Here is a 12,563-nt window from a genome sequence, read left to right as displayed (position 1 = left end):
TTTAATTAGTCCTTGAGAGGTGCCATCCATTGGCACCTCTTTTGTTATATCAATTTCTTATTTTCTAACCCTTTCCTTGACACAATACTGAACCGTTTGCGGATGTGAAAACAGCTGTAATTTTCCACAATTTTTGTTAATAACTTGACAACCCTAAATTCTTAGAAAGGTCATATTTCATGGGGTATTCCGTATATTTGTAAGATTGCAAAATTTGAAGTAAAAACAACTTTTAACTTATGAGCGAAGAAGCAAATAAAAAGCAATATTCAGCGGACAGTATTCAGGCGTTGGAGGGGATGGAGCACGTAAGGATGCGTCCTTCTATGTACATTGGCGATGTAGGTGTCCGTGGTTTGCACCACTTGGTTTATGAGGTAGTGGACAACTCCATTGACGAGGCCATGGGTGGGCATTGTGATACCATCAGCGTGACAATAAACGAGGACAACTCCATTACCACAAAAGATAATGGTAGAGGTATTCCGGTAGATCTGCATAAAAAGGAAGGTGTGTCCGCCTTGGAAGTCGTTATGACCAAGATTGGGGCAGGTGGTAAGTTCGATAAGGATTCCTATAAGGTATCAGGTGGTTTGCACGGTGTGGGTGTTTCCTGTGTGAACGCGCTCTCCAATCATTTAAAGGCGACTGTTCATAGGGACGGAAAAATTTGGGAACAGGAATATGAAAGGGGAAAGGCCTTATATCCCGTCAAAAGTGTTGGGGAAACCGATTATAGGGGCACCATCGTCACATTTAAACCTGATGATACCATTTTCACCCAGACCATTGAATACAGTTATGAAACACTGTCCAACAGAATGCGTGAGCTATCCTTTCTGAACAAAGGCGTAACCATCACCATAACGGATAGAAGACGCAAGGACGATAAAGGGGAATTTATTTCAGAAACGTTTTTCTCCAACGACGGACTAAAGGAATTCGTCAAGTTTTTAGATGGTAACCGTGAACCTTTGATTCAAAATGTGATTTCCATGGAAGGGGAGAAGAACGATATTCCCGTAGAAGTGGCCATGATCTACAATACGAGTTACACGGAGAACTTGCATTCCTATGTAAATAATATCAACACCCATGAAGGGGGAACGCATTTATCAGGTTTTAGAAGAGGTTTGACTACCACGTTGAAGAAATATGCCGACTCTTCCGGAATGCTGGACAAACTCAAGTTCGAGATTCAAGGCGATGATTTCAGGGAAGGATTGACGGCTATTGTATCCGTTAAGGTGGCGGAACCCCAGTTTGAAGGTCAGACAAAAACCAAATTGGGAAACCGAGAGGTATCCTCTGCGGTGAGCCAGGCCGTTTCTGAAATGTTGACGGACTATTTGGAAGAACATCCGGACGATGCCAAAATAATAGTACAAAAAGTGATACTGGCGGCACAGGCCAGGCATGCGGCCACCAAGGCCAGGGAGATGGTGCAGCGTAAAACGGTGATGAGCGTCGGAGGATTGCCCGGGAAATTATCGGATTGTTCCGAGCAGGATCCCACACAATGTGAAGTGTTCCTTGTGGAGGGGGATTCGGCCGGTGGTACTGCCAAGCAAGGTAGGGACAGGAACTTTCAGGCCATTCTGCCATTGAGGGGTAAAATTCTGAACGTAGAAAAGGCCATGCAGCATAAGGTTTTTGAGAACGAGGAAATCAAGAACATTTATACGGCCCTAGGCGTTACCATTGGTACCGAAGAGGATAGTAAAGCCTTGAACCTTGAAAAATTGCGCTATCATAAAGTGGTTATCATGTGTGATGCCGATGTGGATGGTAGCCACATTGAAACATTGATTTTGACGTTCTTTTTCCGATATATGCGGGAATTGATCGAAGGGGGTCATGTGTATATAGCGACGCCTCCGCTATATTTGGTCAAGAAAGGTCAAAAGAAACAATATGCCTGGACAGATAAGGAGCGTGATGAAATTGCTGCCAGCTACAGTGGTGGTGTAAGTATCCAGCGCTACAAAGGTCTTGGGGAAATGAATGCGGAGCAGTTGTGGGACACTACTATGAATCCAGAGTTCAGGACATTACGTCAAATCACCATTGAAAATGCTACGGAAACGGACCGCATATTCTCCATGCTCATGGGTGACGAGGTTCCTCCAAGACGGGAATTCATTGAGAAAAATGCCGTCTATGCGAACATTGACACATAGAAAAAGCCTATTACACAACAAAAACCTGCGCCAAAAACGCAGGTTTTTTAGTTTTAACAAAAATTAAAAAATGAAGAATTTACTTACATGTTTTTTGTTGTGTGGTTTTAGTGCCGCTATGGCTCAGGATTTGAACGACCTTTTGGCGGCAGGGGTGGAAGACGCGGAACAATTTACAACGGACTATTTGGAGCCACTTTCAGAAAGTGCCGTATATAATTTTGCGACTGGCTGGTACAATACCGCCGATGCCAAACCCCTTGGGGGATTTGAAATTTCAGTGGTTGGAAACCTAACCAATTTTAAAAATAAGTCGGACAAAAAAGCATTTGTCCTTGACCCCAATGATTATCAAAACTTGGATTTTGTCAACAATCCGGGGGTAGCAAGGGAGGTTTCCACTGCGCTTGGTGATATAAGCGGTGTAGAGGTATTCGTTGAAGGACAGGTTGCCGGGACCACGGTGCGACAAACTTTTGAATTGCCTTCGGGACTTTCAGGAGAGGGTATTGATTTTGTGCCTTCTGGATACTTACAAGGCAGCGTGGGTCTTATCAAGGGAACTGAGATAAAGGCCCGGTTTTTGCCCAAATTGGAGTATGAAGGTGCGGCCGTAGGCTTGATCGGTTTTGGATTGCAGCACGATTTTACTAAACTTCTGCCCGCGGACAAGATTTTACCCGTAGCCATTTCTGCCGTAATAGGATATACAAAGGTGAACGGGGATTACGACCTAACGGATTTTAACCTGGTACAGGGTAATGATCAACGCATCGAGGCCGCTATCAGTACCTGGGCCTTCAACGCTGTGGTCTCCACCAAGCTTCCCATCATCAATTTTTACGGGGGAGTGGGCTATGTAACGGGAAAATCGGTAACGGATGTTTTGGGAACCTATGAGGTTACTGCAGGTCCATTTGCTTCGGAAACGTACGAAGACCCCTTTTCAATTACCAAAAAAGTAAACGGTGTTACGGGCAATGTAGGTGCAAAATTGAAGTTGGGCTTCTTTAGATTGAATGCCGATTATACCCTTGGCGAGTTCAATACTTGGACCTTTGGCGTCAATTTCGGATTTAGATAATCATCGGAAAAATACAAATAATTGGCCCGGCAAATTGCCGGGTTTTTTGTACCTATTTGGCAAATTTTGGTTTGGTCCTTTTTCATACATGAAGAGCCTGCCCAGATTTCTCCGAACAGGCTCTTTCCCATGGCCCTGTGAAAATTTTTATTCCCTGATGGCTACGTACTCACCGTCTACCTTTTCCAAAACGGTACCTTGGTCGGTTTCAATAATTTTCAACCGATCAACAGGTACATTTTCCAGACCCCTATATTCTATGGTATAGATTTCCCCTTCCTTTGACCACTTAAAATCTGTTTGTAGGGTAATGTCGTTTCCGTTGATTTCATGATACCTACCAAGGTAGACATCATTGAAAATCCATTCTTTACGGAGGGTGCTTTTGGAAGAACCGTTACTGATTTCCGTTCCGGCCTGAAACCAAATGCCAATAATGGGGTCGTTGTTCTGTTCTACACGAGAACAGTTGGCAGAAAAGATAATGGCACATATGGCCATTAACGAGAGGAACTTTTTCATTACTAAGTAGGTTTTGTTTGGATTTGGGATCCATAGCTATTAACGGGGCTTCTTTTGCGATATTACTAAAAATCGATGTACGGCAACTTTTTTTAGATTTCTTCGTTGAAAGGCATCTTTTTTTAACGTGAGCTGCATTTTATCGATGTTTTTAAAAGTTGGAAATCGGCATATATTAAACTATTCCCTCCTGATAAATTGTTAAGAATTGAGTATTTTTGGCAAGCCTGAAAGGTGGAATTACATCTTTTAAGTTATCATAATAAATTAAATCATAAAAATATACTAACATGAAAGTTACAGTAGTTGGAGCTGGAGCGGTAGGAGCCAGTTGTGCGGAGTACATTGCCATTAAGGATTTTGCTTCGGAAGTAGTGATTCTGGATATAAAGGAAGGTTTTGCAGAAGGTAAGGCCATGGATTTAATGCAGACCGCGTCCTTGAACGGCTTTGATACCAAAATTACCGGAAGTACCAACGATTATTCAAAAACCGCTAATAGCGATATCGCCGTTATCACATCGGGTATTCCAAGAAAACCGGGCATGACACGGGAAGAGTTGATCGGAATCAATGCGGGTATCGTAAAGACGGTCTCCAGTAATCTAATTGAACATTCCCCAAATGTTATCATCATCGTGGTTAGTAATCCTATGGATACCATGACCTATTTGGTGCATAAAACAACCGATCTGCCCAAGAACAAGATTATAGGTATGGGTGGGGCTTTGGACAGCGCTCGTTTCAAATACCGCTTGGCAGAGGCCTTGGATGCACCAATTTCCGATGTGGACGGAATGGTGATCGGTGGTCACAGTGATACGGGAATGGTACCCCTGACTTCCCATGCTACAAGAAATAGTATAAAAGTATCTGAATTTTTGTCCGAGGATAGATTGCAACAAGTAGCTGAAGATACCAAGGTTGGCGGTGCCACATTGACCAAATTGTTGGGCACCAGTGCTTGGTACGCTCCCGGTGCAGCGGTTTCCGCATTGGTTCAGGCCATTGCCTGCGACCAAAAGAAAATGTTCCCTTGTTCCACTATGTTGGAAGGAGAATACGGACTGAACGATATTTGTATAGGTGTTCCCGTTATACTTGGTAAAAACGGTATCGAGCAGATTGTGGACATTCCTTTAAGCGACGCGGAAAAAGCCAAAATGAAGGAAAGTGCGGAGGGTGTTTCCAAAACGAATGGCTTATTGGAGCTATAGTTTTTAAACATATTCTTCTTAAAAGTAAAACCTTTGGAATTTGGTTCCAGAGGTTTTACTTATTTAAGGAAGGCCGCTCCTTATGATACGTATTATCAATTATTTACTTTCAACAATAATCTTTCTTTTTATATTTGCGCCATGAATGCAAAATGGTGCATAAGTAGTTTACTGGTCATCTTCGCCCTATTGGGGCTGAGCCAACCGCATAAAAAGGTTTCCAATCAGCAGATTTCCCTACAGTTCGGCGATGTGGAAGTAGCCTCGGAAAACGCTCGTGATGAGGTGTTGTCGAACATCACGAATAAGCTGTTGTTCTTGGGTGTTGAAGGAATAGAGGTCTACGAGGACGTTACTGGCCATATAAACATTCGTTATTACAGCGATATCGATGCGAACGTTGTAAAGGAATTCCTTTCGGAGGAAACAACCATGTCATTGGAACATGGGGAGGAACTTCCATTCAAATCACCAAAAGAACCCATACAGGATAATTACAGTCTGGTAGTTTCAGATTTGCACCAACAAGGGCCCCAAGGTTTAAAAATCAGTGGGGATGTGGTTTCCAATCAGCAGGAAATATACAGCGGGTTTTACAGTTCCCTGGCGATAAACCCTACTATTACGTTCTCTGTACGGCCGGTTTTCGACCAAACGGCTTTCAAGACGTACCAAACTATTGCCATAGCAATAGACAACACTTCACGGAATATACCAGAGGGTAGGGCGGGACCTTTCCTACATGGCATTGGCTAGCAGCCATTAAGAATTACCCAAAGGCTTTCAAATACTTTCTGGCAGAAGTAGTTGCCTTGTTTCAAATTATAAAATCACAATCGACATAACTTAAATTAAACATTAAAATGCAAAATAAGGGACTTATAAAGCTGTTTGCTTTATTATTCGGGTTAGTTAGTATCTATCAGCTATCCTATACGTTCATCACCAATAAGGTGGAGATAGAAGCGGAAGTATTCGCCGCAAGCCGTGTTTCGGAGGCGGAAGACGATTATATTTCCAAGAGAGAAGCCTTGGAAGCCAGTTATTTGGATTCCATTGGCAATAATACCATCTTAGGGTATACTAACTACAACGAGGCCAAAAAGAAGGAGTTGAACAAAGGTCTTGACCTTAAAGGTGGGATTAATGTGACGCTGCAGATTTCCGTAAAGGATATCTTGAAGGGCTTGGCCAACAATACAAAAAATCCTGTTTTTAATAAGGCCTTGGCCGATGCCGATGCCGCATCAAAGAACAGCGACGATACCTACATCGATTTGTTTTTTGAAGCGTTTGACAATATCAAAGGGGAAACAAAATTGGCTTCGCCCGATATTTTTGCGAACAAGGGATTGAGCGATGAAATCAACTTTCAAATGTCCGATGATGAGGTAAAACCCATCATCCGTAGAAAAATCGATGAGTCCGTTGTATCCGCATTTGAGGTATTGCGCGAGCGTATCGATGGTTTTGGGGTAACCCAGCCCAACATCCAAAGAGAAGGAAATTCCGGTAGGATTTTGGTGGAATTACCAGGAGCCAGGGATATCAACCGTGCCCAGGACTTGTTGTCCAGTACGGCCCAATTGGAGTTTTGGGAGACGTACAAACAGAGCAACCCTTCCTTTAGTACCTTCCTGATTCAAGCAAATGAAAAGTTGAAGGAAATCGTGGATGTTAAAAAGCCGGAACCCGTTAAGGAAGAATCTGAATTGGATTCGTTATTGTCAGATGTTGCCGCTGATTCCTTGGATTTGACCACACAAGTAAATCCACTTTACGAATTGTTGATACCTGCAAATCCTGGAACTCATGCCATGTTCAGGGCGGCTATCAAGGATACGGCTACGATTGGTTCTTATTTTAGGATGCCTGAAATTAGAAGGTTATTGCCCGCTGATATCCAATTCGTAAAGTTCGTTTGGGAAAGACCAGCTACCGAGGATACGGAGGTTATCGACTTGTACGCTTTGAAATCGAACCGAGAAGGGGTGCCAAGGATCAGTGGTGATGTGGTGAGCGATGCCAGAGATGATTTTGACCAATTTGGCAAGCCTGCCGTTTCCATGACCATGAATACCAAGGGCGCCAAGGAATGGGAGCAATTGACTGGGGATGCCTATAACAACCAAACGGGGATTGCCATCGTTTTGGACAATAAAGTATATACAGCTCCAGGGGTTTCCAGTGGTCCTATCAGCGGAGGCCGTTCTGAAATCACGGGAAATTTTACCGTAAACGAGACCAAGGATATTTCTAATGTATTGCGAGCGGGTAAACTACCTGCCTCCGCAGAAATCATTCAATCTGAAATCGTTGGTCCGTCACTAGGTCAGGAAGCGATCGATAGTGGTTTTATGTCCTTTTTGATCGCCATGGCCATTGTATTGTTATGGATGATAGCCTATTATGGAAAGGCTGGAGCCTTTGCCGATGTGGCGTTGTTATTGAACATCCTTTTGATTTTTGGGGTATTGACAAGTTTGAACGCGGTATTGACCTTGCCAGGTATCGCGGGTATCGTTTTGACAATAGGTATGTCCGTGGATGCGAACGTCCTTATTTTTGAGAGGATCAAGGAAGAGCTGGCCAAGGGCAAAGGAAAAGGTCTTGCCGTTTCGGATGGTTTTGGAAACGCCCTTTCCTCCATTTTGGATGCGAACATTACCACAGGTCTTACGGCAATCATCCTATTTGTTTTTGGATCCGGTCCAATAAAGGGGTTTGCGACTACCTTATTGATTGGTATTCTTACCTCCCTGTTTACGGCCATTTTCATTACCCGATTGTTAATTGATTGGTACATCAGTGGCAAAGGTAGAAGTTTGGATTTCTCAACAAGTCTTACCAAAGGTTTGTTTCAGAACCTTTCTATCGATTTCTTGGCCAAAAGGAAGATTTCCTATGTGATATCCGGAATTTTGGTATTGGTTGGATTAGCGTCCTTATTTTTTGGACCAGGACTTCAGCAAGGTGTGGATTTTGTAGGTGGACGTTCCTACACCGTACGTTTTGAACAGGCTGTGAATCCGTCGGAAATCGCATCAGAATTGAACGATGTATTTGGAAGCGGCACCAATGTGAAGACCTTTGGTGAAGCTAACCAAATCAAGATCACAACGCCGTATAAAGTGGATGTGGAAGGAATTGAGGTCGATACTGAGATTCAGGACAAATTATACTCTTCCTTGCAAAAGTACCTTCCCGATGGTACTTCTAAAGATGCGTTTGCCATTGGAAGCGAAGGAAAGTCTATTGGAATTTTACAGTCCGTAAAAGTTGGGCCTACCATCGCGGATGATATTAAAAACAATGCTTTCTTGGCAATTTTGGGGTCCTTGGCCGTGGTTTTCCTTTACATCTTGATACGTTTCCGTAGATGGCAATTCTCCTTGGGAGCTGTTGTTGCGGTATTCCACGACGTGTTGATTGTATTGGGCGTGTTCTCTATTTTCGGAAAAATAATGCCGTTCAACATGGAAATTGATCAAGCCTTTATTGCGGCCATTTTAACGGTCATTGGATATTCCTTGAACGATACCGTGGTGGTTTTCGACCGTATACGTGAAACTTTGGCCGAAAGAGGTTGGAAAGGTGGGGAGAATGTCAATTCTGCCATCAACAGTACATTGGGAAGAACATTGAATACGTCCTTGACTACCTTGGTAGTATTATTGGCCATCTTCATCTTTGGTGGGGAGTCGTTACGCGGATTTATGTTCGCTATGATCGTGGGTGTGGTAGTAGGTACCTACTCCTCTGTGTTTATCGCGACACCTGTCATGTTCGATGCCTTGAGCAAGAAAATTACCAAGGTCCTAAATTAGGGCTTTGACCACAAATAACTCAAGAAGGTCGCTATGTACTGCATAGCGGCCTTTTTTATTGGAATAGCTTAGTTTGCCTAGACCTGACAAATTTTTGAAACCTGTTAGGTCTATTCTATAATGCCTATGGAACCTTTATCGGTATGTTTTAATTCAAGGATTTTTTGGGGGTTGAGTCCGGGTTCTTTTCGGTGGCTAACAAAAAGGATGGTGGTCTGCGTTTCTTGGGCTATTTTGTTGACAAGTTGGACAAGTATGCTGGCGGAAACATCGTCCATGCCACTGGTGGGTTCGTCAAGTATTAATAAGGGTGGATGTTTTACCATAGCCCGGACGGTCATGACGAGGCGCTGGTCCCCAAGTGACAAATCGTTGAATTGAACGTTTCTCCGCTCCCATAGACCTAAAAGTAAAAGCCACTCCTTACAAATTCTTTTTTGCGTTTCGGTAGGTTTTATATACAATCCGATGGAATCCAATAATCCGGAAATTAGCATGTTTTCAACCGAATGTCTTCCGGAAAAGCTATCGGTCATGGCAGGGGAGAAGTAGCCGATCTTTTCCTTGATGTCCCAAACACTTTCCCCGGAACCTTTCTTGTTCCCAAAAAGGTATATTTCTTGTCCGAAGGCTTTTGGATTATCGCCGGTTATCATGGAAAGAATGGTTGTCTTGCCGGTTCCATTGTTTCCTATCAGTTGCCAAAATTCGCCGGTTTTCACTTCCCAGTCAATATCCTTTAGGACGTGTTTTTCACCATAGGAAACCGAGACTTTTTCAAAGGTGATCAATGTTTCCCCATTGAACGGTATTGGTTCAATGGCAGGAGGGATACTTCCCAAGAAAATGGTCGCTTCCTTGTCTTCTCCTTGTATATCCTCGGTTAGTACCCTAAGTTGGCCATCAATGACTTTTGCAAAGTTGCGGATATTGGGAAGCATGTCAGACTTTCTACTGGCCAATTGTATCAGCAAGGTTCCGCTAGCCTTTTCTAAAAGAAGTGTTTTTAAATCATTTTGAAATGAAATATCCAAATTATCAAACGGATTGTCCAATAGGATATAGTCCGGTTTTTGGTCGAGGATATGAAAAAGCAAGGCCTTTTTTTGTTCCCCGCTTGACATGGTTTTCAATGCCTGTCCTTTTGTGGAAATATATTTTGTTCCATGTTTTTCCTCCTCTTCCATAAACCTTCTTACCTCCAATTGGGAAAATAGTTTCCCGGATATATCCTTTAGGTTTACGATGTCTGAAAATTCGTTGTTTTGGAGCTTTCGAATGAGCTCTTTTTTGTTGGTTTGATTATCCGTAAAAATCCCTAAATGTTCCATACTAAAGGTCTATTCTAAAGATGTAAACGGGATTGTTCTTATATACCGTTCTTTTTTCCAAGTGCATCCCATTTTTAAGGGCCACTTTTTTTGACGGTTCATTATCGATATGGATAATGGATATAAGGCGATTGGCCCATCCATTTTTAAAGGCGGTTTCCTTGCATTTTTGGGCGGCTTCGGAAGCGAAACCTTTACCCCAATGCGTCGGTAGAACGGAATACCCAATTTCCAATTCTTCTTGGCCGTCCACAACTTGTATCAACAAGCCACACAAACCAACGAGTTTATCCGAGGTTTTATCAGTTAGGGCGAACATCCCGCCAAGACCTTTCTGATAGCGTTCAAAAACGCGGTCAAACTGTTGGGAACAGGCAGCAATTGGATTTTGAGGAATGCCCGACCAAAACTTCGACGATCTAGGGTCTTCGTGAAAAGGCAACCAGGCATCAAAATCGTCCCTAGATAATTTTCTGAATAGTAGTCTTTCCGTTTCGGCACCTTCCATGGAATAGTTCATGGGCTATAATCTTTCGAACGAAATGCGGTCGCCAACTTCAATAGACCAAGTATCCGATAGCCCTGCATTGACCTCCAGTACATATTTTACGGGCACTTTGGAGGATAGACCGTTTTCATTGAACGGCTGTGCATTTTTTTGGATACTGGCAACTTTCAAGTCTTCATCTATGAATAGGATATCCAAGGGAAACTCGGTATTCTTCATATAGAACGAATGCATGGCGACATCTGGAAAAATGAACAGCATTCCCTGATTCGTTTCCATGCCTTTACGATACATGAGTCCGGTCTGCGTCTCATAATCGCTTTCGGCAATTTCAATATCCAAGGAGGAGATTAGCGAGTCATTTTCCTGTTTGAAAATCTTTAAAGAACCTTCCTTTGTGAAGGTTACGGGCGTTGTTTTGATTACTTTTTTCGCTTCTTCTTTACAGGATGTCAAGCCAACCAATAAAACAATCGCCAAGCCTAAAAAATGCCTTGAAAGATGCATGTGTCTTATTTAATTAGTTTGATTTTACGGGTCTGAACATGAAATAAAGGCCTAAAATTATAAATGGAATACTCAACCACTGTCCTGTAGACAATAACCCCAAAGATTCCTCAAAACCGCCTTGGCTTTTCTTGACGAACTCCACAAAGAAACGAACGGTCCATAATAGGATTAAAAATAATCCAAAAAGATAGCCGGGCTTGTTCTTTTTATCGGTCTTCCAATAGAGAAAATACAATAGCACAAAAACAAAAATATAACAAACGCCTTCATACAATTGCGCAGGATGCCGATAGGGGATCTCCATTAAATATTGTGAAAATTGGGGGTCGCTTTCAATGGCATCATAGGCCGCGTTCAGTGTTCTTTCCTTGGTTACGCCCAAGGCTTTTGATGGATGGAGATCGTCAGAATCCCTGATGAATTTTGTCGCAAAGATGAAGGACTCGTCAACGGTCTTCCCATTGATTTCAGAATTGAAAAAGTTCCCTAAGCGCACACAAAAAGCTCCAATAGCTACGGGTATCGTCAACCTATCAAATATCCATAGCATGCTGAAACCCGCATGTTTTCTGGTAAACAAATAAGTGGCAATAATAATTCCAATAGTTGCCCCATGACTGGCAAGGCCCGTAAAACCCGTAAATTCATAGCCATCGATAAGTCCAAAAAGGAGACTGCCCGTATCACTTTCCCTAATGGGTAAGAGTATTTCCAACAAGTGATTTTTATAATAAGGCCAATCATAAAAGAAAACGTGGCCCAGTCTGGCTCCTAACATGGTGCCCAAAACGGTATACACAAAAAGGGAATCCAATTGTTCCACCGGTTTTTTTTCATTGACGAATATCTTTTTCATAAGATACCATCCAATGGCAAAAGCAATAATCCAAAGCAGGTTATAATACTTTATTTGGATGGGGCCTAAATTGAAGAGGGTCTCGTTGGGATTCCAGATAATTCCTAAGAAGTACATGCGAGTTATTTTTGAAGGGCTAATATACGTAAATAGGAGCTATTAGGGCTGGGAAAATGACGCATCTTACGTTTGAAATTTTTCCGGTCATGGAACGGGGTCGTAGCCTTTTCCACCCCACGGATTGCAACTGAAAATACGTTTGATGGATAACCAGCCGCCTTTGAAGAGACCATGTTTTTTCAAGGCTTCCAAGGTGTATTGCGAACAAGTGGGCGAGTACCTGCACGTGGCGGGCGTATAGGGGGAAATGGCCAACTGATAAAAGCGCACCAAAAGCACAAAAGGAGCAATCAGTATATTTTTAAATGTAGGTTTCAACCGAAAATATTAGGATGGCAAGTTACGCAATAAATTGTGTTGAAAAAGCGAAAGGCCCGTATGTTCTACAGGCCTTAATTTAATGATATC

11 protein-coding genes are annotated in these 12,563 nt (G+C 42.7%); 5 read left to right on the top strand and 6 right to left on the bottom strand.

Annotated features, from left to right (window positions below):
- The first annotated feature begins 239 nt into the window (after positions 1-239).
- Positions 240-2,180 (top strand): DNA topoisomerase (ATP-hydrolyzing) subunit B, encoded by a 1,941-nt coding sequence (gene gyrB, locus F0361_RS01570; protein WP_154916951.1) that lies wholly within the window; start codon positions 240-242, stop codon positions 2,178-2,180.
- A 70-nt stretch (positions 2,181-2,250) separates the two neighbouring features.
- A complete protein-coding gene (locus F0361_RS01565; RefSeq protein ID WP_154916950.1) occupies positions 2,251-3,264 on the top strand; it encodes a DUF6588 family protein in 1,014 nt (337 codons plus the stop codon).
- 147 nt (positions 3,265-3,411) lie between these two features.
- On the opposite strand, the gene F0361_RS01560 is transcribed toward F0361_RS01565, so the two are convergent.
- A complete protein-coding gene (locus F0361_RS01560; RefSeq protein WP_154916949.1) occupies positions 3,412-3,786 on the bottom strand; it encodes a hypothetical protein in 375 nt (124 codons plus the stop codon).
- A 290-nt stretch (positions 3,787-4,076) separates the two neighbouring features.
- On the opposite strand from F0361_RS01560, the gene mdh reads away from it, so the two are divergent.
- The 3 genes from mdh (at position 4,077) to secDF (ending at position 8,830) form a co-directional block, all read left to right on the top strand.
- A complete protein-coding gene (gene mdh, locus F0361_RS01555) occupies positions 4,077-5,003 on the top strand; it encodes a malate dehydrogenase (protein ID WP_154916948.1) in 927 nt (308 codons plus the stop codon).
- A 141-nt stretch (positions 5,004-5,144) separates the two neighbouring features.
- Positions 5,145-5,759 (top strand): hypothetical protein, encoded by a 615-nt coding sequence (locus tag F0361_RS01550; RefSeq protein ID WP_154916947.1) that lies wholly within the window; start codon positions 5,145-5,147, stop codon positions 5,757-5,759.
- A gap of 107 nt (positions 5,760-5,866) precedes the next feature.
- Positions 5,867-8,830 (top strand): protein translocase subunit SecDF, encoded by a 2,964-nt coding sequence (gene secDF / locus F0361_RS01545; RefSeq protein WP_154916946.1) that lies wholly within the window; start codon positions 5,867-5,869, stop codon positions 8,828-8,830.
- 110 nt (positions 8,831-8,940) lie between these two features.
- Here secDF and F0361_RS01540 read toward each other — a convergent pair whose 3' ends face one another.
- From F0361_RS01540 to yidD, 5 genes are all read right to left on the bottom strand, one after another.
- Positions 8,941-10,161 (bottom strand): ATP-binding cassette domain-containing protein, encoded by a 1,221-nt coding sequence (locus F0361_RS01540; protein ID WP_154916945.1) that lies wholly within the window; start codon positions 10,159-10,161, stop codon positions 8,941-8,943.
- A gap of 1 nt (position 10,162) precedes the next feature.
- On the bottom strand, positions 10,163-10,681 hold the full coding sequence (locus tag F0361_RS01535) for a GNAT family N-acetyltransferase (protein WP_154916944.1): 519 nt from the start codon (positions 10,679-10,681) through the stop codon (positions 10,163-10,165).
- Positions 10,682-10,684: 3 nt separating this feature from the next.
- Positions 10,685-11,176 carry a DUF192 domain-containing protein gene (locus tag F0361_RS01530; RefSeq protein WP_138257451.1) on the bottom strand — a complete coding sequence of 164 codons (492 nt, stop codon included), beginning with the start codon at positions 11,174-11,176 and terminating at the stop codon, positions 10,685-10,687.
- Between the two features lie 13 nt (positions 11,177-11,189).
- Positions 11,190-12,152 (bottom strand): prolipoprotein diacylglyceryl transferase, encoded by a 963-nt coding sequence (gene lgt, locus F0361_RS01525; protein WP_154916943.1) that lies wholly within the window; start codon positions 12,150-12,152, stop codon positions 11,190-11,192.
- 87 nt (positions 12,153-12,239) lie between these two features.
- Positions 12,240-12,473, bottom strand: a complete 234-nt coding sequence (gene yidD, locus F0361_RS01520) for a membrane protein insertion efficiency factor YidD (protein ID WP_138257453.1) — start codon at positions 12,471-12,473, stop codon at positions 12,240-12,242.
- Positions 12,474-12,563: the final 90 nt, after the last annotated feature.

Origin of the sequence: Maribacter flavus (assembly GCF_008386635.1) — a bacterium.
Lineage (GTDB): Bacteria > Bacteroidota > Bacteroidia > Flavobacteriales > Flavobacteriaceae > Maribacter > Maribacter flavus.
This window is presented reverse-complemented; position numbering and strand designations above follow the sequence as displayed.

Excerpts from the sequence above, each read along its gene's own strand:
- F0361_RS01540 (WP_154916945.1), bottom strand. The coding sequence starts at position 10,161 with ATGGAACATTTAGGGATTTTTACGGATAATCAAACCAACAAAAAAGAG.
- F0361_RS01560 (WP_154916949.1), bottom strand. The coding sequence starts at position 3,786 with ATGAAAAAGTTCCTCTCGTTAATGGCCATATGTGCCATTATCTTTTCT.
- F0361_RS01550 (WP_154916947.1), top strand. The coding sequence starts at position 5,145 with ATGAATGCAAAATGGTGCATAAGTAGTTTACTGGTCATCTTCGCCCTA.
- mdh (WP_154916948.1), top strand. The coding sequence starts at position 4,077 with ATGAAAGTTACAGTAGTTGGAGCTGGAGCGGTAGGAGCCAGTTGTGCG.
- F0361_RS01565 (WP_154916950.1), top strand. The coding sequence starts at position 2,251 with ATGAAGAATTTACTTACATGTTTTTTGTTGTGTGGTTTTAGTGCCGCT.
- F0361_RS01535 (WP_154916944.1), bottom strand. The coding sequence starts at position 10,681 with ATGAACTATTCCATGGAAGGTGCCGAAACGGAAAGACTACTATTCAGA.
- F0361_RS01530 (WP_138257451.1), bottom strand. The coding sequence starts at position 11,176 with ATGCATCTTTCAAGGCATTTTTTAGGCTTGGCGATTGTTTTATTGGTT.
- secDF (WP_154916946.1), top strand. The coding sequence starts at position 5,867 with ATGCAAAATAAGGGACTTATAAAGCTGTTTGCTTTATTATTCGGGTTA.
- gyrB (WP_154916951.1), top strand. The coding sequence starts at position 240 with ATGAGCGAAGAAGCAAATAAAAAGCAATATTCAGCGGACAGTATTCAG.
- lgt (WP_154916943.1), bottom strand. The coding sequence starts at position 12,152 with ATGTACTTCTTAGGAATTATCTGGAATCCCAACGAGACCCTCTTCAAT.